Annotated in this window: 16 protein-coding genes (1 of these 16 cut by a window edge); 2 read left to right on the top strand and 14 right to left on the bottom strand. The window is 46.0% G+C overall.

Annotated elements, in window-relative coordinates; translation table 11 throughout:
- Positions 1 to 2: 2 nt before the first annotated feature.
- The 9 genes from D0C16_RS22630 to fliQ are packed head-to-tail and all read right to left on the bottom strand — an operon-like array spanning position 3 to position 8581.
- Entirely contained in the window at positions 3 to 1157 is a 1155-nt protein-coding gene (locus D0C16_RS22630; protein WP_151034447.1) for a flagellar basal body P-ring protein FlgI, read from the bottom strand.
- On the bottom strand, positions 1138 to 1749 hold the full coding sequence (locus D0C16_RS22625; protein WP_151034445.1) for a flagellar basal body L-ring protein FlgH: 612 nt from the start codon (positions 1747 to 1749) through the stop codon (positions 1138 to 1140). Before D0C16_RS22625 ends, D0C16_RS22630 begins: the two co-directional genes overlap by 20 nt.
- 18 nt (positions 1750 to 1767) lie before the next feature.
- Complete coding sequence (gene flgA / locus D0C16_RS22620) at positions 1768 to 2790, bottom strand: flagellar basal body P-ring formation chaperone FlgA (protein WP_151034444.1); 1023 nt, start codon at positions 2788 to 2790, stop codon at positions 1768 to 1770.
- A 31-nt stretch (positions 2791 to 2821) separates the two neighbouring features.
- Positions 2822 to 3592: a flagellar basal-body rod protein FlgG gene (gene flgG, locus D0C16_RS22615; RefSeq protein ID WP_151034442.1), complete on the bottom strand. Its 771-nt coding sequence runs from the start codon at positions 3590 to 3592 to the stop codon at positions 2822 to 2824.
- 11 nt (positions 3593 to 3603) lie between these two features.
- Positions 3604 to 4329 (bottom strand): flagellar hook-basal body protein, encoded by a 726-nt coding sequence (locus D0C16_RS22610; protein WP_151034440.1) that lies wholly within the window; start codon positions 4327 to 4329, stop codon positions 3604 to 3606.
- A 43-nt stretch (positions 4330 to 4372) separates the two neighbouring features.
- Positions 4373 to 6424, bottom strand: a complete 2052-nt coding sequence (locus tag D0C16_RS22605; protein ID WP_151034434.1) for a flagellar biosynthesis protein FlhA — start codon at positions 6422 to 6424, stop codon at positions 4373 to 4375.
- A 3-nt stretch (positions 6425 to 6427) separates the two neighbouring features.
- Positions 6428 to 7516, bottom strand: a complete 1089-nt coding sequence (locus D0C16_RS22600; RefSeq protein ID WP_151034433.1) for a flagellar biosynthesis protein FlhB — start codon at positions 7514 to 7516, stop codon at positions 6428 to 6430.
- Between the two features lies 1 nt (position 7517).
- Entirely contained in the window at positions 7518 to 8279 is a 762-nt protein-coding gene (locus tag D0C16_RS22595) for a flagellar biosynthetic protein FliR (RefSeq protein WP_151034432.1), read from the bottom strand.
- 32 nt (positions 8280 to 8311) lie between these two features.
- Complete coding sequence (gene fliQ / locus D0C16_RS22590; RefSeq protein ID WP_151034431.1) at positions 8312 to 8581, bottom strand: flagellar biosynthesis protein FliQ; 270 nt, start codon at positions 8579 to 8581, stop codon at positions 8312 to 8314.
- 195 nt (positions 8582 to 8776) lie between these two features.
- Here fliQ and D0C16_RS22585 point away from each other — a divergent pair, with 195 nt between their 5' ends.
- Positions 8777 to 9310 carry a M48 family metallopeptidase gene (locus D0C16_RS22585; protein ID WP_151034430.1) on the top strand — a complete coding sequence of 178 codons (534 nt, stop codon included), beginning with the start codon at positions 8777 to 8779 and terminating at the stop codon, positions 9308 to 9310.
- Positions 9311 to 9313: 3 nt separating this feature from the next.
- Positions 9314 to 10477, top strand: coding sequence for a tetratricopeptide repeat protein (locus D0C16_RS22580; protein WP_151034429.1), 1164 nt, complete (start codon positions 9314 to 9316; stop codon positions 10475 to 10477).
- Here the strand turns inward: D0C16_RS22580 and D0C16_RS22575 are convergent.
- From D0C16_RS22575 to D0C16_RS22555, 5 genes are all read right to left on the bottom strand, one after another.
- Positions 10442 to 11827: a tetratricopeptide repeat-containing glycosyltransferase family protein gene (locus tag D0C16_RS22575; RefSeq protein ID WP_151034428.1), complete on the bottom strand. Its 1386-nt coding sequence runs from the start codon at positions 11825 to 11827 to the stop codon at positions 10442 to 10444. The two genes, D0C16_RS22580 and D0C16_RS22575, sit on opposite strands and share 36 nt — an antisense overlap.
- A gap of 85 nt (positions 11828 to 11912) precedes the next feature.
- On the bottom strand, positions 11913 to 12233 hold the full coding sequence (locus D0C16_RS22570) for a hypothetical protein (protein ID WP_151034427.1): 321 nt from the start codon (positions 12231 to 12233) through the stop codon (positions 11913 to 11915).
- Positions 12234 to 12309: 76 nt separating this feature from the next.
- A complete protein-coding gene (locus tag D0C16_RS22565) occupies positions 12310 to 12762 on the bottom strand; it encodes a hypothetical protein (protein WP_151034426.1) in 453 nt (150 codons plus the stop codon).
- Between the two features lie 299 nt (positions 12763 to 13061).
- Complete coding sequence (locus D0C16_RS22560; RefSeq protein ID WP_151034425.1) at positions 13062 to 13385, bottom strand: hypothetical protein; 324 nt, start codon at positions 13383 to 13385, stop codon at positions 13062 to 13064.
- Positions 13386 to 13404: 19 nt separating this feature from the next.
- Positions 13405 to 26501, bottom strand: the 3' portion of a protein-coding gene (locus tag D0C16_RS22555; protein WP_151034424.1) for a calcium-binding protein. Its footprint extends 27610 nt past the window's final position; 13097 of the gene's 40707 nt are visible here — the last part of the coding sequence; its start codon lies beyond the right edge, outside the window; it ends in the stop codon at positions 13405 to 13407.

Raw genomic sequence — 26501 nt, 5'->3', positions numbered from 1 at the left:
ATTTATTGGATTATCAAATCAGCGTGCAGAGCACCAGCTGAATTAATAGCCTGCAAAATAGTAATTAATTCTCGGGTTGTTGTTTTAATCTGCCTCAACGCAGCAACTAAGTCCGCAATAGTTGCGCCAGACGATAATTGAATCGAATTTAAATCACCTTCTGTTGTTTCAATATTGGTATCAGGAACAACTACCGTTTGAATCGCATCGCCACTTTGGCGCAAAAAAGAAGAGGGCTGAGAAACGTGATAGTCGGTGGAAATAACAACTCGTAAACTACCGTGAGATATAGTGACATCATCGATCCTAACATCACCGCCAGCCACTACTATCCCTGTACGCTCATTGATAACCACTCGTGCAACACGATCAGGGCTAACTGAAACATTTTCCAATCTGGAAATTGTGTCAATCACGTTCACTCCAGTGGGAATATTTACTTTAATCCTCCCGGCATGAATTGCTTTTGCTGAGGAAGTACCCAACTCTCGATTTAGAGCCATCTCAATACGACGCGCGGTAGTGAAGTCGGGTTGATTCAACAAAACATACAATGAGCCATTTTCGTCAACAAACTCAGGAACAACGCTTTTTTCAATTAACGCCCCGCCCGGAATGATCGCTACTGTCGGGTGGTTTTTTTGTACTGAGTTTCCATTGAGATCAAACGCAAAACCACCTACGCTCAACTGCCCCTGAGACAAGGCATATATTTTATTGTCCACTCCCTTCAAAGAGGTCAGCAATAACGTACCGCCGTTTAGACTACGTGCATCACCAATCGACGATACGCCGACATCTATCCGATCTCCCCGCTCCGCAAATGGCTTGAGCGTCGCAGTAACCATAACAGCCGCAATATTTCTACTTCTAATATCCTGAGCTGAAATATTCACACCAAACTTCGAAAGTGAATTAATTAGTGATTGATTTGCTGCACTACTCTTCGGCGAATCGCCTGTTCCTGCCAGCCCCATTACCAGCCCGTAGCCCGTTAAGGTGTTATCTCTAATTCCATCAAAACGCGCAATTTCTTTTAGCCGAATATCCGAAGCGAACGCTACCCCACTGGAAAACGGAATACCAATCCATAATAAAACCACCCCGACTATTCCTCTAAAAACGAGGGCGCCACGATTACCAAATTTTTGTAACATAAGACCACGTCCTTCGAATCAAACCCTTCTCCGCATTTTTATTACCACTGTATTCAATTTTTGCATCATTAAGCCGAGCTGAGAGTGCCGTGTTATTCTGATCGATATCTTTCATACGCAACCAACCGCTAGCGCGGATAAATTGCTCATTACCATTAATATTAATTTTCTGCTCTCCAGACACATAAAGCTTGTCAGTATCTTTTACTTCCAAGACCTCTACAGTAATTTGAGCCCTAACATTACCCGTACGTTGATTATTCAATGCTTTATCGGAAGCAAATTCGGCCTCTACAGCAACTGATTCACTACGACCATTACGATCCGGCGGATCCAAATCTGTAGCAGTTTTGCCGGCACTGCCACCGAGCCTGACACTACGCCCCTGGGCCTTATCTTCTGTTGTATTTGCTTTTGCAGATTCAACTATCAATAAGGTAACAATATCTCCAACCTTAAATGCCTTCTCATCTGCCACAAGTGCCTGAAATTTATTCTCTTCGTATAAATTCTGAGAAGATGCAAATGGAATCCCACCTACTATTAGCATTAAGGCGCAAAGGCTACGCAAAAAAAATTGTTCCTTTCTCATCAATTCCCCAACCCCACATTATGGATTAGCATCAACAACAACCTGTTTCCGCGCAACAACCTTCCCCGAGAATATTTCCTTACTTTCGGTAGCCATCAATTTCACATAATCGCCGATCTCAGCTGAACCCTGTGCAATCGCTTTGGTTATAATGCTGACACGACCCGATCTTGATACAACCTCTACATCATCACCAAAATTAATTGCTTTAATTTTTTTTATCATCCTATGATCGAGAACCATTTTCTCGGCAACGTTTTCCACATAAACAAAATTACCAAATTGTTCAGCAGGCAACTCGTTTAACCTAACCACTTCTAACGGGAGCCCATTTATCTCTGCCATCTTAATCACGAAATGTTTACGACTAACCAATTCTCCACGTGCAACTGCTGTTTTTAGCACCAGCACCTCCATTTGTGCTTTTACCTCAAACCATACAGGTAGACTTTGAACCAGGCGCTCCCCTTTGTAAGCATCAACCCAAACCGCCATTCTAGTCTTTACTAACCCAACAACATCCCTTGGAACAAACCGCAACTCACCATCGTACTTTAGACTAGGGGCAACTATTAAACTTACATTACTTTTTCCATAATGCTTTTCCAAATATCCTTCAAGCGCCTTCTTAGCCACAGTAACAGCAGCCACTGAAACATCCGCCCCACCCTTAAATTTCACAACCACGCGAGGGGGAACATTTACATTAACCAACTCTCTGTCGCGCTCACCTAAGGAAATCAGAATTGCATTTTTAATCGCAACACCTTTAACATATTGTCTTGCTTCAAAGCCTTCAACAGGCAATACAATAGTCATCGAATTAACTCGAGCAACATCAACCTCTTTCATCCCCTGCTCATTCTTCAATCTCGCAATCTGCTCAATTTTGAATAGGTTCGTCTTTGCTTCTGCAGAAATTACCGGATACACATCCAAATAAGGGGTTTTAGCGAACACTAGTGCACTCAAAAAAAACAACACGCACACATTAAAAAAACGCAAAAACAAACTAGCTGCAACGTGGGAAACACTAAGCATACTGCATTACAGCCCAAATATATAAATCCAATTAAGAGCGCAGATTATTATTGATCTTTAATATCTCATCAGAAGCAACAATGATCTTTGAATTTACTTCATACGCCCTTTGCGCGATTACTAGCTCCAGTAGTTCGGCAACCATATCAACATTCGAGGACTCAAGATAACCCTGAGCCAATTTGCCATTAGTCAACTCCCCAGGGCGTGCGCTAACGGGAGATCCTGAATCTTTAGTTTCCAGATATAGATTTGAACCAGTCGCATCAAGCCCTTCATCACTCAAAAAACTTGCCAGTTCAATTTGCCCAATAGAGATGGGCTCGCTTTCACCAGACACCAGGGCTTCAACTAATCCATTTTCATCGATCTTGATTTCTGTTGTGTCTGGAGGAAGTTGAATTTGTGCCGAAAGCCTATATCCATCGACTGTCTCCAGATAACCATCTGAATCGACTTTTAGGGCGCCATTGCGGGTATAGGCAACCTCTCCATTCTCTAACTCAACTTCAAAAAACCCCCGACCTTTAATAGCGACGTTAAAGGGGTCGTTTGTAAGCTTCAACTCACCAGCAACGAAGTCTTTTCCTATTCGAGCTATCGAGGAACCCATCCCCTGCAGATTATGAATGTTCTCTTCTGCACTCGCCGTATCATTTGGTTTATAAAGCAAATCCGAAAAATCGATTTTGCTCTTTTTAAATGCAGTCGTGTTCACGTTAGCAAGATTGTGCGAAATGGTATCAAGGTGAGATTGCTGAGCATGCATTCCCGTAGCAGCAATATAAAGCGAGTCCAACATATTATTTCCCCTTAAAATTCTGCGAGCTTATTAATCGCTAAATTCATTACATCATCATATGCCTTTAAGACACCATGAACAGATTCGAAATGCCGAGTTGTTTCAATCAACCGAACCATTTCATCCATCGTTTTAACATTGGACGTCTCCAGGAAACCTTGACGTACTTTTGCATTGATTGGTTCAGCACTTGTGGAGGTAAGCGAGTTCAGGTCATAAAACCCATTCCCCAAATATGCCTCCGGGTTCAAATCAGCAGCATTAATCAGCTTAAGCTTGTCTATTGCTTGACCATTTTGCATAACGACACCAGATTCATCGATCTCAAAATTTCCGGGCTCCAATTGAATAGCACCCGTCTGCCCCATGAACAATTCATTGTGTATTCCGACAAGCCGCCCTTCATTGCTAACCCTTAATGTACCAACTCTTGCAGCCCGCGCCACACCGTCCACATCAACAACAAAAAGGGCGTTGCCGTCAATACTGAGGTCTGCAGGGTTAGCCGTGTATTTGAGGGTGCTTTGGCTGAAATCCTTATGTTTAACCTGATGCATTTTCTGTACATTTGCAACATCGGACCGATTGGTGTAGCCAACTGGATCGTACTGACTAAATGTCGGCAGCTCACGTTTGTAGCCAGAAGTAGACACGTTAGCCAAATTTTGACTAATAGAATTCAACTTATACAAATCATTATTTAGTGAAAATCTTAATGCTTCTATTGCATCAACCATATCTATCCAATGCCTTTTGTTTATCCGAGCGAAGAGAAGTTAATCAAACTCTTTGTCTGCCAATCTGAACCACGCCGCAAGAAGCAATACTGATTGTTCCCGGCACTTCGTTTAAGCTTAAAACCGTCATACTTGGCAACACCCTGTCCACCAACTTCCGGATATGCCGACGCAAACTGGGGGAGCACAATAAGATGGGTGGGTGTCCATTAGCCATCATTTTTTCCGCCTCAGAAACCAGTGCAGAAATAAAACCTTCTGTCACCCTAGGCTCAACTAACATCCCGGTTCCTTCACCTCTCAACCCGGATTGAAAAGTTTGCTCGAGGGACGGCTCCATCGTAATTACATTAAGGTTACCTTGCTTGCTTAATAACGGTTCACAAATCGCCCTGCCACAGCGAGAACGAATAACCTCAACCAGATTATCAATATCTTTTGTTGCTCGCCCTGCATCAATCAGCGACTCGACAATTAAACCGAGAGGTCTGATAGTTACTTTTTCCTTCAGCATCTTTTGCAACACTTTTTGTACATCAGAGAGAGCGAGAACCCCAGGCACCAACTCCTCAAATAATCCCTGCTGCTTTGTTTTAATAGTCGCCATCAAATTATCAACCTCTGTTCGGGTTAATAACTCGTGAGCATTGGTACGCACAACTTCACTAAAATGAGTAACCAAAACAGTCATAGGTTCCACAATGGTACACCCAGCCTCTTTAGCCTTTTGCTTCTGTGCAACATCAAGCCACATAGCAGGTAATCCATAACTGGGATCTTTTGTCTCAATGCCATCAAGACCAACCGCTGCGATACCTGAGCTAATTGCGAGGAGCTTACCCGGATATAGAAAGCCGGACGCAACTTTATTTCCATTTAGACGAATTACGTATTCATTTGTGTCGCCAATGGCATCCGTATTGATTTTAACGGCCGGCAACACAAACCCGAGTTCGTGGGCCACTTGCTCACGGAGCGCTTTAATTTTCTCCATAAGTGTGCCGGTATCACCACCAATAAATGACTCCAAGCCCTTGCCAACGCGCAACTCCAGAGGTAGCAAAGAAATTGATTCATAAATATTGCTTTCATTGGCCTCCAATCCTGGCGCGTTTTGATCTCCGATCGAGGGCTTGGAACGAATTGCAAAAAAGGCAAGACTTGCAAAAATAGCGAAAATCACTAGCACCGGAACACTCGGAATGCCCGGGAGCATTAACATCAACAACAATCCAATACTCACCATTACCAGGCTCTTCGGGTAACGCGTTACTTGTGCTGCAATCTCCTCTCCAAATCGAGCATCCGTTGCTGCACGGGTCACAATAATCCCTGTTGCCGTTGCTATCACAAGAGCGGGTATCTGCGTCACAATACCATCCCCAACCGTGAGCAATGTGTATTTATGCAGAGCATCGCCCCATGGTAAGCCCATCTGAGCAATGCCGATAATCAATCCACCAACGATATTAATGAAAATAATTAATATGCCCGCAATTGCATCACCTTTGACAAACTTTGAAGCACCATCCATTGCGCCATAGAAACTAGCTTCTCGTTCTATATCTTTGCGTCGTGTACGGGCTTCAATGTCATCAATCAAGCCCATATTCATGTCGGCATCAATGCTCATTTGTTTGCCAGGCATACTGTCCAACGTAAACCGCGCAGCCACTTCCGCCACCCGCTGTGCGCCGTTAGTTACTACAACATACTGCACAACCACCAGAATAAAAAATACAACTAACCCGATAACGTAATTACCACCGACAACGTGTGTTCCTACTGCATTAATAACATGCCCCGCCTCACCTTCCGATAAAATCAGCCTCGTAGAAGCGATATTCAAAGCCAACCTGAACATTGTTGTAATAAGCAGCAGTGTCGGGAACGTAGAAAATTCCAACGGCTTATCTGTGTACAACGTCATCAACAAAACAAGCAATGCACAGCTAACATTTACGATTAACAAAAAATCCAATAACCATGGGGGAATTGGTGTAAATAGTATGAGCAATATTCCAACTACAGCAGCAACCAGTATCAGCTCATTGCGACTACCTAAGGTGCTGTTAAAAAGACTTTTTTCAACCATGTTTTAATTCTTTCCCAAAGCAGCTTTACGTTTTGCTGCGTACGCCTGGCCGAGCGCTTTAGCGGTAGCAACAAAACAATCCTGAGGAATTGGATGCTCCATTTTTCCTGATTTAAACAGCCGTCGCGCCAAAGGCGGCATATGCACAATAGGAACTCCACAACCGACTGCCCGTTGACGTATAGCTTGCGCCATAGCTCCAGCACCTAACCCGACAATTACAGGCGCCAACATCGTATGTCGGTCATACTTCAATACAACAGCAAAGTGTGTTGGGTTGGTAATTACTACATCTGCACCCTGAACATTAGCTAAGGATGCACTTCTTTTACGCAATTCGGATTCCAATTCTTTCCGTCGAGACTTGATATTTGGATCCCCATCTCGCCGCTTAAACTCATCCTTAAGTTCCTGCTTACTCATCCTCATTTTTCTAAGATATTCACGGCGCGATTGAATAAAATCCAACAACGCAATTAATAGTAAAGCGATTACCAGCTGCCATAACAAACTTGAGCTTTGGCGTAAAAAATCTTTAAAAATGCCTCTGGGTTGCATTGATGAATATTTTAATGCTGATGGTAAAAAATCCAGCAACCAAAAAAAAACGATCGTACTAAGCACCGAAAACTTAAGTACTGTCTTTAAAGACTCCCAAAGCATTTTTTTTGAAAATTTATTTTTAAAGCCAGCAATAGGATCAAGCCGGGAAAACTTTGGCGTTAACGGATGCGCACTAAATATCACCCCAATTTGCAAAAAACTCGCAATAACACCAACCATTAATAATGCAACAACAATTGGGCTTAACTCATGCAGGACAGCATCAATCCAGTGTTTAATAAAAAAAGAAACACCCGAAATGGTAAAGTCCACTTTTCCTATACTTAAAAAAACAGCCCTACATATCTCCAACACTCTCTTGATAAAATCCTCACCGAGAGAAGCAACGAGCAATAGCGCTACAACCATCGCAAAGGCGGTATTAACCTCCAAACTCTTGAAAACATTTCCCTGCTTGCGCGCCTCCTGAAGCTTATAGGGGGTTGCCTCTTCCGTTTTTTCCGCACTGTCGGAGCCTGACTCTGCCATGCTATAAAACCCGCTCCCAATAACGGAAAACCGTTAAAAATAACTGTTCCATTAACGGGCTGAGATACCGCAGAGAAATTGCAACCATCACCAAGGCTACGGCAATTTTTAACGGCAAAAATAAAAAATATACATTCATCTGCGGCATACTTCTCGACATCACACCAATTGCCGTATCAATTAACAACAACATAGCAATTACCGGCGCAGCCAAGGCAAAACCGTAGATGAACATGATGCCAAATTGGGCTACCACATCCCTTAAGGACAAATGGTTCAATGGATTGCCTGGGGGAATTTGCTGAAATGAAAACAGGATTCCGCGCAACAATATCGAAAATGCACCGCTTGAAAAAAACACTATTACCAATAACAGCGTGAGAATAGTACCGAGCAAAGGCTCATAAGTATTTGTCGCAGGATTAAGGACATTGGCCGCCCCAAACCCCGCCTGGAAATCCAGCAACCCCCCCCCCAGCGACATAGCACCAAACGCACAATACAAACCAAAGGCCATTGCCAGACCAACCAACGCCTCATTCAAAAAAGAAAGCGCCAAAAAAAACAGATCCAGTCTATCCGGGTACGCAATAGGTGGAAGCCCGCTAGACAGAACCACCGCCAACCCCAAGCACATGAATAACTTAATATGTGCTGGCAGCCGACCAAACATGTCCAATGGGGTAGCGAAAAACAGAATTGAAAGACGCAGGGTGATTAGTAATATGGAAATTATCCATCCCGTTTGAATTTCAATATCCATAAATCCTGCTACAAAATCACATATATTTTTTATTAATGGATCAACTGAGGAATATTTCTGTAGAGCTCACTGGCATACTCAACAAGGGAGGACAGCATCCATGACCCAAAAATAAACAAGACCCCAACCACGGCAATGATCTTGGGAACGAACGTCAGTGTCATCTCCTGGATCTGGGTAATTACCTGGAAAACACTAATTAAAAGACCAACCACCAAAGTTACCGCCAAGATGGGGCCAGCAATGAGCACGCAAGCCCACAGCATATCTGCCATCAAAGCAATCGCTGCATCACTCGTCACTTGAGCACCTCACCATATTATATAAGAGATAAAATTGACATTCAAAATTGCGATATACTAGACTATGAACCCTTAATCCACAAGAATACCGTTAAAAAAAAACAACTCGGATTTGGCAACACTTCTCTGCAAGTACGCGTCCAGGCCGCAACACCCTATTGAAGATTTATTAGCCTCACCTCAGGAAACCACCTTATGCAAGTAAGCAAGGACTTTGACCGCGAAGAACTAATTGCGCTGGCTGTGAATGATTTATCACGCGAGCAAATTGAACCCGCTTTGGCAAAGCTCAAACTCGCCATCTCTTTGGACAAAAAAATTGATGTAGCACAAACATTGCTCGCCAAGATTTACGCCCAGTTAAAACTGTTTGATCGTGCGATCTATTTTTTCCAGCTTTTCCTCGACCAACACCCAGCAGCAATTCAAGAACGATTCGAACTGGGCATGGTGACGCTGGATAACGGGCAACCCGCGGCAGCACTAGATATTTGGGCACCATTACTAACCGATACCAACCACCCGCCAACGATTTTCTACTCTGCAGTGGCATATGCCGAACTTTCCGAAATTGCCGCCGCACGCCGTCAGCTCGACATTCTGCTGAAGTCTGTTGCAGCCGATAACCTTTACTTCAGCAGAGGCAAAGAATTACTTTCATCATTGGATAATCTCTCTGCTGGAAGTCGCACAAACCCTTCGACCCGCCTCGAAACGAGCCTGAATTAAGCCATGCAGTCATCCGGCATGAGTAATACCTTTAGCGAGAAGTTAAACCGGTTGCTTTCGTATCTCGAAGCAGACCCCGACAATGCGCAATTATTGGGCGATGCATTAGCTGTCGCGCTCGATGAGAAAGCGACGATTTGCGATGAGCTTGCCACCAAAATAGAAGCGCTGGGCACCATTTCTCCGACTGCTAAATTTGCCCTGGCTACATGGCGAATGCACCAGCAAAACTGGCAAGCCGGAGCAGCCCTGCTGCAAGACCTGGCAGCGGAGTATCCGGAAAATGAACCGATTCTTTATAACCTTGCGCAATGCTTTGCGTATTCAGCAAACTTTTTAAAAGCTTTCAAGGCATTAAAACCACTGTTCGGATTAACAGACGCCCCCTCAACCAATACCTGCCTATTGTTTGCCCGCAGCGGAATGCATCTCGCGGAATATGATTCGGCCGAAACCGCACTGCGAATACTCCTGGAAAACAACCCGGATGACGATGCTGGATTGGGCTTACTGGCACTGCTTTATCGGGACAACCTGAATTCAGCCAAAGCAGTGAGCACCGCTCAACGTGCATTGCAACTGAATCCCGCTAATGCTGACGCTAATCTGGTACTTGCTGAGACCTATCTGGATCATCAAGACACAGCCAATGCGGAGAAATACTTTTCCGCAGTGCTGGACACCAGAAAAAGTCATCGTGCGTTGCGCGGCCGGGCGATGATCAACCTTGTACGTGGTGAGGCACAAGCGGCAGAAACGGGGTTCAAAGAACTCTTTGCCATTCAGCAATCAACAATCAGCGATTATCAACTGCTTGCTCTTGCCCAGCTCCTGCAGGGGCTTCACGCAGAGGCGTTAAACACCTTGGCGGATGCGCTGCGCCAGGAACCCAACAACACCGAAAGCAAATTGCTTAAATCGATGATACTGATGCTGGATCAGCAGGCTGAACAAGCCAAGTCCGTAATTCATGACATCAAATCCAGCCCAAATACAGCGGCGCTGGAAACGGCAACCAGCAGCTTGGAACAGGCACTCACCGGCAATGAGGAGCTAGCTAAAACACAACTCCTCAAAGTCCTTGAAAGCCAATCACCTCAGGGTAAAACCTACGGTGAGGTGATCTCCAGATTACTGGGAAATGCGCCCGGCAACACCAGGAACTGATGAGCTCGCCAAGAGCTCTTCTATCTCTTGCACCACAGACAAGAAAACCGAATCCCAATCCCCGGCTTTCGCCTGCCTGATAAAACGCATTGCCGGATACCATTGTGTTGAGCCACCTTTCAAACCATACATCCAATAAGGATTTGAATGGAGCAAATTCCAAACCGGTTTTCCAAGGCTTGCCGTCAAGTGCGCTACCGAACTGTCGCTCATGACTACCAAATCCATCAGCGAAACTGCTGCTGCGGTATCCGCAAAATCCTGAATATGCGGGGCCAAATCAACAATAAAAGGACGTGCGAAATGGCGATCCAACTCCTTTTCCCCAGGTCCTTTCTGCAAGCTAAACAGGCGAACACCCGGAACAGCGGCGAGCTGCAAAAAAGGTTTTAGCCCGGGTGAGCGGCGCGAGTTATCGCCAAATGTCTCGCTGCCTGACCACACAATTCCGATATTCAAACCGGTTGGATTTACGGGAATTATTTGCTTGAATCGCTGAACTTCCAGCGCTGGAGCAGCCACACCAACTGGCGCAGGAACAGGCAAGCCCATGTGCTCAAACCTGCCGGGCAGATCCATTACGTAGGCATAGTAATCACACCCCTGCCCGACCACCTGATCCGGCGAGGGAGAAACCAAAGTAACCGACAAATTGGAGAGCAAACGCTGCAGAGGAGGCTTGCATTCAAACACTATCTCAACGCTCTGCGCAGCAAGCGATTCCAGATAGCGTGCGGCAAAAATTGTATCGCCAAAGCCCTGTTCGGTAACCACCCAAAGCTTCTTGCCCACCAAAGGCTCACCTTGCCATTCCGGGCAGGCAAATTGCCGCGCCGGCAACGCACCTGTTAATAAACGGGAGCGATACGCCGCCCAACCCTCAGCATTCCTACCCAGATACAAATAACAAAGCGCCTTTTCCCATTCGTACTTAGGCGTAGCTACCGGATCGAGCCAAATGCATTTATCCAGCGCCACCAATGCCCGCTCATAGGCTTGGGCCTCACGCAGATTGACCGCCAAATTAAACCAATAACCGGCGTTTTTTGGCTCCAATTTACAGGCTCGCTCACCGCAGCGAACCGATTCATCCAACAGATTCAAATCCTTGTAAATATTGCCCAGGTTGTTCAATACCAAGGCATTTTCCGGTGCTAACGCCAAGGCGCGTAATTGGCAATTGAGGGAGCTTTGGTAATGTTTGAGTTTGCGCAGGGCAACTCCGAGATTGGTCCAGACCTGCAGTATTGAAGGGTCAATATCCAGTGCTTGTTGATAAAAGCTAATGGCACCGACTAAATCCTGCTTGCGGTGCAACTGCATTGCACGGTTGATAAGTTGTTGCGGCATCGATGTGTCTTTACCAATAATTGGACGTAATTAAATACAAAAACCCCGGTATTAGCCGGGGTTTTTGTATTGCGTAGTAACTCGCTTATTGCAGTGCGGCGGCAGCCACAGGCTCAGGCGCTTTCAGGCTCATATTCCAATTCTGACGAATACGCTGCGCCTCGCGCTCACCTAAACCCAACCACACAACAGAGTCCGTTTTGGTGTTGGCAATAATCAACTTGTCACCTTCACCAAACGCACCACCAATACGGCGCAGGGCTTCATCGGCATTGAATTGGGAGTTCACATACCAGTTGTTGGCAACCAAAGGGGTTGAGTTGCCCAATGAACGACACGCTCTTTTCACACGCTCACCGTTGGTTTCCGGGCTGGTGAGTTCGTAGGAGATAAACAGGTTATGCATAACGGGGTCCTTTACATCGTGGTTTTATCAACAAATCGAGTTCGCTAACATACCAGCATCAATCTGATTCCATCAACTAGATGCGCTGGTAAAAGTTAAAATTATACACGTCTCGCTGCAACTTTCCTCGACCATAGATTCCAACCAAAAACTCATCATTAGTGGTTGATGGATCCACAATCAGTTCTTCAGAGGGAAACTTCAATTCATCCAAACGAGCAATAATTTCCGGTTTGCGAGTTTCAAACTCCTGCTGTCCAACAAACACAGCAACCGCCTTATGCAAAGCAACCAGATAACCACCTTCATTTAGCTGCTTAACTCGAAAATCAGTAAGGAATTTTGCTTCTTCCAATGCTTGCTTGGCATTAGCAATATCATCCTCACCTTTGTTAATAAACAGCAGAGTTCCATTACCCAAAATACTTACGCCACCACGCCCCTGCAAATACAAGCTCATGCGCTCAGCGATTTCGTTGAGCGGGGTTAAATTTTCAGGTTCCCAACTAGCTCTAACGCCATTTATCATTAACAACTTCTCCAGTTACCGTTAGCACATCTCGACAATCCAAAGTCACGTCTTCGTCTTGCTGCCTTATAAACATGCATTAAACACATAATAAAAACATTGTTTGTAGCATTAAAATATTCCAGCAACTGCACATAGCGTCCATACTTTCTTAGGCATACTTTACACCGCAAAGGAAGATTCCTAAATTTAAACGAAAAATTTATTTTCCTGTAAATTGGACCTGCTTTGACTAACACATTTGACCGAGTCGATTATATCACTCAAGCTGACCTGACTAGCTCCGCAACTGTCTGGAACTACTGATCATTATGAGAGTAGTACTCAATTCCTTCCAATAACTTTTCAATTACAAATTTTAGCATTTTCTCTGTGCCTTCATCATACAACCAATCCACATTCGTGGTCTTTGCAAGCAATAAAGCAAATTCATTGTTATCGCAACCTAACTCAGCTCGCCGAAGTAAACTAACCAAATCATCAAGATCTACGCCGCCATTACGGTGAAGATTAAACGCAGCAACATAAACTGCACTCTCGAGCTTTTCCTCATTATTCAGTTCAAGCAAGTCTGCATCAAGAGATGCTACCGACTGACTAAAACTGTCTACATCTATGTTCATCTTCTTTATTCATCCGATATCAATTAATTGGATACTGAGTTACCTTCTCCCACCGGCCGGTATTCAGATCATACCCAAATATAACTTTGGCTCTTAGATCTTGCCCCGTAGGTTGAACTGGTCGTCCAGGTAATGGTTTCCCATTCGCATCTCTAACAACTTCTACTCCAGATCCATACCCCCCTTTTCTTCCAGCAACAACAATTGGAACAGTGTTAGGTACAACTTTTCCTTTTGGTGTTGTAATAGTTATAGGGTAAGGTTTAGAGGAGTTATTTTTATTAAATACCGTTTCAGCTCTACGCACGGCATCTAATTCAGCTTGATTGGAATCAAACTTTGTTGCGCGTGATGTGGGAGCTTTTTCTCCATCGGGTGCAACCCCTGTCCTAATACGTGTTTCTTGTTCAGTCAATGTTGTGTGTACTCCGTGTCTAGCATGGCCATGCCCTCCAATTTTTTCAAGCGAGAGTCGCGCTCGCAACTCTGAGTTTAACTCCTTATACTCAGATTGAGTTAACGAACGCTCACTCACTGCCGGTCGATTACCTCTAGTATGGAGCGTAGAATCACGAGCAATAATATTATTTACATCGCTGTTTGTAGCAACGCGGTACTGCCCAACAACATGCTTCGAATCAATTTGTGTATTAAACAAGTACTCTTGTTCTGGCTTGCCAATATTTGGGTTGATATCAAACACATCGCGTCTATTTTCAAAATTACGTTGAGCTAACTTATTAAACTCTTCCGTTTTCATTTTGAAAATAGTGACATGTCCAGCCTGAGTTTGTTGTGGGCCGCGAGCAAAATACTCCGCTACGTCTACATCGCGCGACACACCAATAGTTGGAAGTCCCTGGCTACCGAGGTTCCCATGCCTGTCAAACAAATCATCTAACAAGCCATTTGCTTCGGCATCAAGATAGCTTTGACGTGAAACATCGACACCACGCTCTTCCGCCATGGATGACAAGAATGTATCACGACGGTTGATATCACCTCTCGCAAAATACGTGAACTCGTCATTCGATTGCCCTAATAGCGAGTTAGCCTCACCGCGTGAAAGAGCGGGTATGACGGGAACCCCCTCCAGATGCCTCATATTTTTCGGCAAAGGCTCTGTCGGTAATTCTTCAATGACTACAGGAGCAACATGACGAGTTGCAGTCGCGGGTTGGTCTAGTTGTACATTGGTATTGGCATCTACCTTAGAATTCGCAGTAAATTTAGGAAGGTTTGAAAGCCCGTTTATGCCCTTAATATCACCAATAGCACCTATTTGATTACCAAACCCACCATCCATTGAACCAACCCACAATGGAGGTAAATCAGCATCAAATAACGATTTGTGTAACTGTGACAACTTCGGCCCAAGCTTGCTAAGTTTGCTAGCAAGTGAAGACGTTGCGCTAACACCATTTACTGCCCCCATCTTGGTCGCCGCTGTCCCGCCAAGCGCAGTTACCAAATCGAAAATTGCGCCCCCTTGATCAGCCTTTGACATAGAGGAGACATAGTTCTCCAGGTAGGAATCCAACGCTGCTTTAGAACGAGGATCTGCACTTAATGTATCAAATGCATCTTTTGCATTGGACACAAAACGAATACCACGCTGAGTTAAACCATTCTCGCCACCACGATCATTGATAACTGCGGACGCCATATCAAACAATGCCTTTGGAGCATCAATGAGATTTTGTGCCGCGCGACCTAATTGGATACCAGACTGACCAAACCATCCACTTTCATTATAAATATCATCATCGATAAACTTCTTCTCGAAACGTTTACCTTGTGCTTCATAAAGCGACTGAGTAACTTCCAAAACAGTGCGGTCATACTCCTCAAAATTGCGCCCAGTGTTATAGGTGTCGTACACGAACTTTCTTAATTTATCTACCGCACGCCCAGGCAGATCGACTAAGTTATCAGCGCCATTTAACCCGGCAGCGACCAAAAGCGGATCATCAATAAACTCCGCAGAACGGCCTTTTTCATTGATTGCAAATACACTTTGCGGATTATCTTCTATGGATCTTAAGAGCTCATAGGCCTTTTTGGAGGCAATCAAATTTCGGTTGGCACTCTCAAGAGCAAAACTTAATGCTTCACCTTTTCCCGCTGTATGCAGACGTGGTTCCCCATTTTCACCAAATGGGTTTTGGGTAATGATGCTAAAGGGTTTCCAATCATATTCCCCTACTTTAGGCTCCGGAGTGTCTCGAAGCTTTGTACGTTCACTATCCATCACGATGGGAGTAGGAAACGCTACAGGGAAAGTTAATACACCCGTATCTTCTTCAGTCTGATAATCATCTATACCAAAAACACTAAGGTCAGGTTTAACTGAAGAAGTGAGGGGCATTTCATCCATCATCGATTGAACAGTGAACTTATCAAGACTACGAATTTGTTCAGTGCCAAAAGCCTCCGAAAACCATTTACCAACTTTTGCAAAATCCTGTTTTGCCGTTCCAAAGTGATTACGGAGTGCAGTTAACGGATTAACCCATTTTCCAGTTGCTGGGTCCTTGCCCCATATAACACCTGATTCACCTTCTTTTAGCTCCAGGTTGTTTTGATTATTGGATCTAGGTACAAATTTGTGATCTAGGGCCGAGCGGAATCCAGCCGCAGCCGCACTGCCCCAACTGAATTTGTGCTCATCATCTTTGAAGACAGCTTCTTCAATTTTCATGCTGACTGCACTACGCAATGTCGAGGTCACAAATGTGCTCGCAACGCTACTGAAACTTACTGTTGGTGTCTGTGTAGGCACGCTTCCGTTTACTTTCACGTCGGTAGTTTTACCACCGATCTTGAGCTTATCCATGCCCGCCATTGCAACGGCACTGAGACCTCCGGCAGCTGCACTTTTCGCTACGTTGCCCCAGTTGAATTTCTCACCTTTGGAAACCGCGACTAGCTCCTTGGCGGTAGCGGTAAGGGCTTGCTGTGCCATAGCATTGGTAACGGTGTTGACCATGCCAGTACCGACACCCATGTTACCCATACCAAACGTCAATACCGCCATCACCGCCGCTTCACCCACAGCGCCCCAGTCAAAGCCGTCTTGCAGCCCTGTGGCCATCGCCACTAACTGACCCGCCGCACTTGATACAGTCGCAACAGCTACCGCCGCTGCCATCTGCAACAAAGGTGATGCGGCCCCAGCAGTAATCACCGTCATGATCACCGCGACGATAATAGTCACAATAACTACCAACGCTTGTGCAAGACCAGTCGCCTTCTTCGCTGGTGGATCCTGCAAGGTGGGCGATACATTGCCCAGAGTCTCACTTGGATCAAACGGTTTGAAGGTGGCGCTGGTGTTGCCAATATTGGTGACCGATTGCGGAACCGTCAGGATTTGTCCGGCAGATAATTGATCGGTGGGTGACAAACCGTTTGCATCGGCAATCACGTACCAAAGGTTGCTATCACCAAACAAATTACGCGCAATAGATTTCAGGTCTTCGCCCGTGCGTTGTACGGTGTAAGACTCCGCCGACGAACTGGCTTTGATCGCTGAATAATTGTTATCAAAGTCTGCTGAAGTGACCGCATTAATCATGGCTTTTGCAGACGCATCACCCATTGCTTTGGATTGCTTTTGCAGGTCTTTATTTTCTTTATTTTTTTCAAGGCCCGCTTTAGCGCCGATGAAAGCATCCTTCGCTTGCGTTAAGGATTCTGCATAGTTGTGGCTACTGCTGATGCCCTTACCAAAATCACCAATACCCATGCCATTGAAGTAATAGTAATTATGGAAGTTTTTGAACGAGCCCACTTTATTTGCACCAATTTCCACGCGTTGCAAAATTCGCCCTGAGTGGTCATTGACGTAACTCATTTTGCGTTCGCCGTCGATATCGCGCAGTTCACGCAAATGACCATTGGCGTTGTAAATATATTGGCTGCTACCGTCGAGGTTGTGGTCACCATAGCTAAAATTCCGCACGGTTTTTTGCTTGTAGCTATCCCACAATTCGTATTCGTAAGTGGTTTTGGATTCGGGGTTGCTGTTACCTCCTTCAAACTCCTCTCGGGAAGCGAGAGAACCGTTGGCATTGTATGTTTGCTTGGTTTTCAGGCTAACACCTGTTGCAGTGTCCACGGTTAAAACAACACGACCATGCTCGTCGTAAGAGGTTGTCTCATTACGAGTGATCGTTGGAGTCAGGTAAGCATATTCCATAAAGGTTAAAACATTACCTTCTGCATCGTTGGTGCGTACCATCGCCTGAATATCTGCGCCACTATTAGGTTTACGGACACTGATTGATTTCAAATGACCGTTTTCATCATAAACATAGGTTTCCATTGAGCCATCAGGATTAACGGCTGACAAACGACGCCCCGAGTGAGCGCCTGTTGTACCAGAAGTTACATATGCAATCTGGGTTCCATGCTCACCGCGACTAATAACTCCATCATCACTGATGCTGCCTTTGGTGATCACAAAACGATTCAGTTTGTCGTAGGTGTACCAGTAAGACTGTTTGTTACCATTACCAATTACTTTGCTGTTTTCATCCAGCGTTTTGTATTCCGAAGTCATCGAACGGATATTGCCATTCGCATCGAAGGTATAGCGAATGGTGTAGCGCTCATCGTCCAGGAATTGCAAACGATTTGCTGCATCGTAGGTGGCTTTAGTGTCTTGACGATACAAACGCTGGCCAAATTCATTGATGCTGTAAATTTGCTCGCGGGTTTTGTTGCCACGAATATCGTATTCAAAATTCGTGTAGCTATTTACACCGCGATCATTGGTTTGCATCAAGCGACCATTGGCGTAGTAACGGTAACTAATATCCTGACCGGTGCTGCTGGTTTGATCGCGCAGACTGCCTACATAGTTGTAGGTGTAATTGAAGGTGTGACCACCCTCATCGCGATGCAAATAGTTGCGACCAAAGTAATCAGTATCATCAATAGAATAATTGCTACCTCCGGCATAACTGCGCGTGGTCGTTAAACGATAACCACCAACAGTACCGCCAATACCAGTAGCCCAGGTATAGGAGTAGGTTTTGCTGTTGTTGTGTTGTCCGAAAGCACTTGAAGTATCGTAAGTGGATATCAAGCGTCCCAAGCCATCAAACGCTTGATGGGTTTCTACGTCCGTCGAGGTGTAGCTGGAAGTTGTCACACGCTTTTTGGCATAGACAAGATTACCTGCACCGTCATAAGTACGCGTCAGGGTGCCGTTGATACCGGCTCCGCTAACAACAACGGTTGTTCTGGTATTGGTGTAGTCATACGCGTAAGTGAGATTTTGGGTGTAACCATAATTGATAAGCGTGCGCTCCTCACCCAATGCATCCAACTTCACTTCACGCACACCACCGTCGGCATAAATGGTTTTCACCACTTTACCGGCGGCCCAGACTTGTTTGGTGATATTGCCATTCGCATCGCGCTCGGCAATGGTGTTTCCAAACTGGTCGAAGTAGTAAGTGACTTGCGGTTTCACTTCGGTGGCAACACCGTTTTCGCCCACAGAGGTCACTTGCGGATCCGTTTTGGTTAACAACAAACCGCGTTGATCGTAAGTGAAGCGCGTAATCAACTTGTCGCCATCAGCTGTGCCGGTGGTGAACCAATCAGTTTGATAGGCAATTTTGCCAAAGGCATCATACCCCTGCTCACGGTTGATCCCCGTTGCAGCTAATTGGCCGCCACTGATTTGCGAGCGCAGTGAAGTCAAATAGGTCTGCTCAGACATACTGTTAGCGTGCGTTGCGGTAATAGCCGCATAATTCAGCTGCCCAGTCGCCGCATTGATGACCTTGCCATTCAGGTCATACACCTTATAGCTGTAGTTCACCAGGTTGCCGCCCGCCATTTCACGCACAGCGGCATAATCCACCAACCAAGTGGTGCCAGTATTATCATGCACTTTGCTTGCTTGCAGGGTTTGCTGTCTGCCGATTGAATCAGTGAATGTGAAGTCAACACGTTTTGCATTGGCAGATTGATTGGTTAATTCAATACGCGCGGGCAAATTGTAGTAATGGTGATCGTTACTGGTTTTGGATTTACCTGTACTACCGCTCAGCTTTCCTGCATTCCACGTCACAACTTCGAAGCTTTCATTTAGCAATTCCCATGAACCGTCATTAGTTTGCGCGCTGACTCGCAAATTAAATGTCCATTTACGCACTTTGTTACGCAAGTCATTTCCGCTTGGGCGACTTTCAACACTTGCGTCAAAGTCTTTGATGTATTCCTTGGTCCAGTTTGAATCTGTCAAATTAAAATAAATCGGCGGGTTTTCCAGAGTTTGATCATTCCAGTTCATTCCCCACTCGACCTTGATATTACGACCCAAGGTACGCAATCCTTCCATCCAGAAGGTAAATGGATGAAGATTTAAACGTTTAACACGGGCATTACCGCTACTGCCCACTGAACGCTCACCTTTCATACGCACATTTACGTGATAAGTAAGGCCTGATGATAATTTCACATTACCACCGGTGAACAAACTAGCACCCTGAGTGACTTGGCCATTTGCAGCAACAATTGCGTTGTACAACTCTTCGAAACGCGATTCGGTTTCACCAATCATGCGGTTACTTGCATCGTAATGATTGATGTGAACAAACAGGTTTTCTTCACGTGTTTGCGCACGATCCAGAATTTGTTCGCGCGTTAAATCGCGCAGATTCACGCTCATAGAATTTAATGTGAGAGTTGCATTACCCGCTGCATCATAGAAATAGAACTTATCGACACCACCTTCATTGTTGGATTTGATTTGGTTGCCATGCAGGTCATATACAAAATACTCCTGCCAGCCATCATTTTGACCCTTGGCAATAACCTGGCCGTAAGCATCGTAACGGGTTTGGTAAGTCGCTAATGTGCCAGTGACTAACCCTGCACCATCCACACTGTCTACTATGCGATTAATCTCACGACCGAGATTATCGTAGGCGTAGGTGGTCAGTGTGCCGCGTACCAGATCGCGTTGGGTTTGAATCTGACCGTTCTCATTGAAGGTATTGATTGTGTGTGCATCATTACCACGAGTCTCGCTCACAACACCCGATGCAGCGTAATCTGTATCTTGCTGACGACCAACAGTGCCATTTTTATTCAGGCGCACTTCACGCGTTACATTGTTATCGTAGTTGTAATAATAATGGGTGCGTTGTTGTGTGGTTTCATTTTGATAATCAGTAAAGGCAACACCTTTACTTTCGATCAAACGGCCCAGCTCGTCATAAATACGCTCACTCACTTGCTCCTCACCAATCAGCAGCAGCGTATTTTTATCGCGCGCAAAGGTAATGATTTTCGTGTTGTTACCTTGACGGTCATATTCCATCGCGGTAACTAATTGAACTGCACTTAATTGATCCGGTGTAACGTTCTCAACTGCGTTGGTTGCACTGATATCCACATCGTGCTGGATGGTTTTTACCAAACGATTATTTGCATCGTACTCATAAGTGAAAGTACGGTTGTCTTTGTTCACCACAAACCCTGAACCAGCGAGTAACTGCTGCAAATCAGCCAGCAGCAGATCCGGACTCTCTACATCACCCAGCAAACTGGTATCAATCAGTTGTGCATATTGGATTTGCGACGTGCGATTACCAAAACTGTCGTAACCATAACGACTGACACTGCCCGTTGCACTGATTTCCAGTAACAACTTACCGGTAGCGTCGTAATAGAAACGGGTGACATTACCACGCGCATCGATGGTCGCAATCTTGTTGCCCAACTCATCGTAGACTTGTGAGTTAACACTGCGGCCAATTTCAAAATTGCCCGCACTGGCAGGATTGCTGACAAACAGTAAATCCTCACGCGAGGCGCTGGATAACAATTTGTTATTGGCGTCGTAGCTATAGGTGGTTTCGCGATAATTATTGATATCGGCGGCCACCGGCACAACATTGGTGTTAACAATGTATTGCTCGATAAACGTTTTATCTGTGTGCGTCACTTGCGAGGCTACAGTGCCGTTGGCATTGTACGTGAACAGCTTCAATGAGCCATTGCTGAGTACGGACGCACTTACTTTACCCGTTGCATCCAGATAATTTCGCGCAATATCACCGTAGACTTTTTCGGAAATTAAATTGCCCGCTTTGTCATAGGCAAACATCTGCAAAGCACCATCACCTTTCACGGTGGCAATGCGTTGATTCGCCGTGTTGTAGTAGTGACGCTCAAGCAACTGATTGGTGGCGTTGTAGGTGGCAACAATTTGGCCATTGTTGTTGTACTGATGACGCTCCAGCTTTCCTTCCTTCACAGTCTCCAGAATCTGTCCATCCGCCCGGTAGCTAACTTTCTCCAGTGGACTTCCACCCAGCTCATTGCGCTGCGTCTGGTTACCAAATGCGTCATAACGGTATTCAGTGTACAACTGGGTATTGGTCACACTACCCGCAACAATTTTTTCCACCACCGGTGAGCGCTCACCCATCAGTTGATTGTTGGCGTTGTAGAGATAATCCCAACGAACGGTAGAGGCACCTTGCAATTCGCGGTACAGCAGGTTGCCCTGGTTATCGTAGGCGTATTGTGTGGTTTGGCTTAATGCATCCAGCTCAGTCACCAGTTCACCGCGAGCGTTGTAGGTTTTGCTGGTGACATGATCGGCCGCTGCCGTAGTCGCCATGGCCAGAACCTCGGCAATACTCATGTGGGTTTTCAGGCGTGAGGCATCAAGGGTCGCTGCATATTCACGTGAGCTGGTCATACGGCCAGCCGCATCGTAATTATTTTCTATCAGTTGCCCCAGTGGGCTGACTTGCAGACGCAATTGGTTGCGGCTGTCGTAATAGAAATAGCCCACATTCCCGGCAGCATCGGTGGTTTTGACTATGTTGCCAAACGCATCCAGCTCCGTTGTGGTGGTGTTGCCATTACCATCGGATTCGGCGTAACGATTACCTAACAAATCCACACGGCGTTCGGTGGTGTAGATCCACTGCAAATCCAGGCGGTCATCTTCACTGAGCGATTCCTGTAATACCGAGTAACCCAATTCGGTACGGGCTTGTTTCGCCCAGTCCGAGTTGCTGTAGGCCAGTTCGTAACCGCGACCGTCAGTGACTTCTATGCGGTTGCCGTAATTATCGTAGGCGTATTGCACAACCACTTTGTCAGCCGCTGCTGTACCTTTGGTTTCTTTCAGCAACTGATTACGATTGTCGTATTCATACACAGTCACTGTGCCGTTTTGCGTTTCCTGGCGAACATTGCCAAACGTATCGTAGGTGTAGGTGATTGAGCTGATCAGGCTTGGTTGCGCCACACTATTCACATAGGTGTACGTAGTGGTTGATTCACTGGTTTTGCGATTGTTTTTATCGTAAACCGTGACCACTTCGGTGTAATCACCCACCAAAGCATCAGTCAACGCCAGGTTCGCATGGTAGGTGCGCGCACGCGTGAGATTGCCAAAGGCATCGTACTGATAGGTTTTCACCTGACCGACATCGGCACCTACAGCAGCATACGCCTGACCCAGGAACTGGGTCGCGGTAGTAGTTAGCGTGCGAGGTGTGAACTCTTTTTCTACACGTCCATTTTCATCGTAGTCGTAATAGCTGGTGTAATTATTTTTATTGATGGCCTGGCGACGGTTGCCCAGGCTGTCATACACAAACTCTTCCACCTTGCCCATTTCATCAATGGCATATTTCTGACGACCAGCAGCGTCGTACTCGACCTGTACCTTGCCGTTGTATTGGCCTGCGCTCAGGGTTTGCGCCGTCAGTTGTGCGGCGATGCCTGCCACGGTCAAGGTGCCACTGATCGATACCGGTTGTGCATAAACCGTTTTCGATTTTTGCTGCCCCAAGGCATCGTAGGTGTAGCCAGTTACATAGCCGGCGGTATCCAGCGAGTACACAACACGCCCCAGGCTGTCGTATACCTGACGGTTGTGTTGCGCAGCGAAGCGGTTATTGCCCGCTGTACCCGCATCATTGAGCGATACCTGGAAGGTGTTATCCGCACCCAGAACCAGATTACCCTCAATCACTCTGACGGTATTTTCTGAGTCAATATCTGTGAACACAATTTCAAGATCGTAATTGCCCGCCGCAAAATTCTGTGCACTCACAACCAAACCGCTGGCATTAATTACTGCAGGAATTTCGGTGTAGCTGTTACTTCCCGACAACGCATAACGCAGCTTCGCTGTGGCATTGGGTACTGCGTTCACATCCGGAATTGTGAAGCTGGTGGTTTCAACAGATTGGGTGCCCAAACGATAGCTAATGGTTTCTACGCTGGTCACACCACTCTTACTGACTTTCGTGATGTCGATCTGGTAGTAACCATTCGCCAAACCGCTGCCAATTTTCAGGTTGATATCGCCAGTGAAGGTGCCAATAGCGATACTGCTTGAGTCAATGTAAGTGCGTGCAACGCCACCGTTGATAATAGGGGTACCCGCTTGATTCAAATCACGAACTACTACATCAACATAATCCAGATTCGCCGCTGTGGCCGTATTGAGGTAGCCACGTAAGCTCGCGCCCTCACCCGCCGCCAAATGCGTTGAGGTGATAGCAGACTTGTGCCACTGGGTACTTTGTGTAGCGTCCGCTCCCAGTGCGCCCGTGAAACTGCCACTCATGGTGCGAATGGTTTGCCCTGACGCACTGAGAATGTCGAAGCTAAAGATGTAATCACCTGCAGCAAGTGGACTGCCAAAATCCACTACAAATTCATTATTTTTGTAGTTGGCAGGCAACGTAATCCAGCTGGAACTACCAGTTAATTGGTATTTAAAGACAGCCTGGTCAGTTGTCTTGATATCGTAATCCGGCTTCGGAATAACTAGCTGCTGTTGCTTACGAACACCCTGGTTCACTTCGTAATAGAACGGAGTCTGGGTAACCGGAACTGTTGAGCCGGTATTGTAATAATCCAGCTCAACATAGTATTTACCGGTAGCTCCGCCGGGCATTCCGGACAATGGGGTACCTACACTCAGGTTAATACTACCCCCATATACTGAACCGCTTTGTTCAGCCCAATTGTAGAGCTCAAAAGGTCTGGTCTCTGCCTGGCTAATTAATTGGCTGCGGTTAATTTGCCCAGCACTATTTACTCCGTAAACGCGCGCAACAACCTTATCGAGATTCAAAATGTCGTAAGGATTAATGACACCATCCAGAGAACTACCTGTATTGCTGGACAACGAAAGGTAATCTTGAATATCCGATGCAGTAAAATTACCACCCGCCGATGTTGCGGTGAACGTACCTGCCATCGAACGCACCATTTTTCCTTTCGCATTCGCATACACAACTGCAAATTCGTAAGTGTCACCCTTAACGATATCCTCCAGTGTCACCTGATCCAGAGCACCATTCGTGACCACGGTTGCTGTCGACCAGTCTTCTTCACCCACTTTGCGATAAGTCATTTCCTGGCGAACAACACCCGGCAATGCAGTTGCCGAAGCCCATGATAAATCGCGAGACACACCCACGTTGCTAGAAACTGCTTCAAATCCTTCGGTGTAGGCTACCCAATATGGACTCACTGAAATTGTGCCAGCGCCCGTGGTATTAAACGTACCAGATACACTGCGAATCGCTTGCAACTCACTATCGAGTACAGCAATTTCAAAGCTATAACCACTACTGGCCAGAAGCCCGGTCAGTGTTGGAGTAACTATACCGCTGCCATTCGGGATTATTTCCAGCGTATTAACTTCTTCCGGGTTGGACGTCGGCCAGTAATTGAACTCCACGGTCTTACCTTGATAAGGCAGGCTCGACAAATCTAGCGACAAGTTCGCATTGCGTAAGGTTCCAGCTGTGGTTACCGCAATTGATTGGTTGTAGTTCGGTTGAGAGGCTCTACCTACCGGGATGCGTGAGCCAGCGAAGATTCCAGTTGCGCCAGGAGCGGCTGTAGTACCTGCATTAGGCACACCGGTATCGAGGTTGCCCGCCAAGGCTTCATAGCGTAACTCCACACTAATAATGTGGTGCCCCTCTGGGATAACATTCGCCTCCCATATATGGTCAGGCTCTTTAAACACATTAACGCGACCGTCCCAATTAGTCAGTGGTACCCACACACGACCAGTTGGTGCAATTAAATCGGCTCCGGTGAAATCAAAACCACTAACACTTCCACCTACAGAGTTAAATGACGAATCAGCGTAAAGTGCCTGGGTGATAGTAGTGGTAACACTGCGCAATACCTGGCCATTCTTGATGAACTTAACGGCGCTTCCATCATAGGTGACGCTGAACTGGTCACCAGCTACATAAGTGCCCAATGCTTGCATAAACCCACCGTTCTGGTAGGCCTCCAAGGTACCATCGGCTTTTAGATATAAAGCCCAATCGATAGAAGAATAACCATCATCATAAGTCGGATCAGTATTCAAACCGATCATCAACGATTTATCTGCTCTATCGGCTACAAAACTGACACTGGCTCCATTGGTATAGCCAACACCGCTACGGATACTACTATTCCAGGCATTGGAACCACTTGCCTTGCTAACAACGCTATTAGCTAAAGTCACCCCCTGCATTGTAAAACGAGGTGGATAGACATCAACTGCATGTCCCAACCGGGTAGTAATTTTGGTTTCTACGGGAACGACTTCAGGATCATCGGCTTGACCTACCGGGTAAGTCAAAATGGTGGCAACTGCCGAAGTAGGCATGCCCAAGGTAGCAAGATTCACGTACTTACTAATATCTACATAGAAACCATCGTTTGAATCATTGATTTGTGTGGCAGTTGGCAAGCTGGCATAAGCACCCGCCCCGCCATGAACAGAGGTTGGATAGGAACTACTTAGACGTAGGCTTCCCTCTTTAACCGTCATATGTTCAGCTAAATTGATCGACACACTACTGCTAGAAGAAACCTGACTGGCAGCCACCGAACTGTTCACAAACGTATAAGGCTGTAAGGAACCTATCACACTGTTTACTGTGCGATTGGTGACTCCAACGGTTTTACTCCCCACAGTGGCCTTGCTGTTATTTCTTGCTATCGACTGATACTCGTAGGCTTGGGGAATTGCCATCCCGCTAGTAGTTCGGGTTGCTGTTCCCAGCTTACTAATCGATAAACCGGCAACAGCTGCGCGTACCT

This window comes from Cellvibrio sp. KY-GH-1 (genome assembly GCF_008806975.1).
Lineage (GTDB): Bacteria > Pseudomonadota > Gammaproteobacteria > Pseudomonadales > Cellvibrionaceae > Cellvibrio.
This window is presented reverse-complemented; position numbering and strand designations above follow the sequence as displayed.

What these genes read in the sequence shown, in the direction of transcription:
- D0C16_RS22630 (WP_151034447.1), bottom strand. Translation starts at nt 1,157, where the DNA reads ATGTTACAAAAATTTGGTAATCGTGGCGCCCTCGTTTTTAGAGGAATA.
- D0C16_RS22625 (WP_151034445.1), bottom strand. Translation starts at nt 1,749, where the DNA reads ATGAGAAAGGAACAATTTTTTTTGCGTAGCCTTTGCGCCTTAATGCTA.
- flgA (WP_151034444.1), bottom strand. Translation starts at nt 2,790, where the DNA reads ATGCTTAGTGTTTCCCACGTTGCAGCTAGTTTGTTTTTGCGTTTTTTT.
- flgG (WP_151034442.1), bottom strand. Translation starts at nt 3,592, where the DNA reads ATGTTGGACTCGCTTTATATTGCTGCTACGGGAATGCATGCTCAGCAA.
- D0C16_RS22610 (WP_151034440.1), bottom strand. Translation starts at nt 4,329, where the DNA reads ATGGTTGATGCAATAGAAGCATTAAGATTTTCACTAAATAATGATTTG.
- D0C16_RS22605 (WP_151034434.1), bottom strand. Translation starts at nt 6,424, where the DNA reads ATGGTTGAAAAAAGTCTTTTTAACAGCACCTTAGGTAGTCGCAATGAG.
- D0C16_RS22600 (WP_151034433.1), bottom strand. Translation starts at nt 7,516, where the DNA reads ATGGCAGAGTCAGGCTCCGACAGTGCGGAAAAAACGGAAGAGGCAACC.
- D0C16_RS22595 (WP_151034432.1), bottom strand. Translation starts at nt 8,279, where the DNA reads ATGGATATTGAAATTCAAACGGGATGGATAATTTCCATATTACTAATC.
- D0C16_RS22585 (WP_151034430.1), top strand. Translation starts at nt 8,777, where the DNA reads ATGCAAGTAAGCAAGGACTTTGACCGCGAAGAACTAATTGCGCTGGCT.
- D0C16_RS22580 (WP_151034429.1), top strand. Translation starts at nt 9,314, where the DNA reads ATGCAGTCATCCGGCATGAGTAATACCTTTAGCGAGAAGTTAAACCGG.
- D0C16_RS22575 (WP_151034428.1), bottom strand. Translation starts at nt 11,827, where the DNA reads ATGCCGCAACAACTTATCAACCGTGCAATGCAGTTGCACCGCAAGCAG.
- D0C16_RS22570 (WP_151034427.1), bottom strand. Translation starts at nt 12,233, where the DNA reads ATGCATAACCTGTTTATCTCCTACGAACTCACCAGCCCGGAAACCAAC.
- D0C16_RS22565 (WP_151034426.1), bottom strand. Translation starts at nt 12,762, where the DNA reads ATGATAAATGGCGTTAGAGCTAGTTGGGAACCTGAAAATTTAACCCCG.
- D0C16_RS22560 (WP_151034425.1), bottom strand. Translation starts at nt 13,385, where the DNA reads ATGAACATAGATGTAGACAGTTTTAGTCAGTCGGTAGCATCTCTTGAT.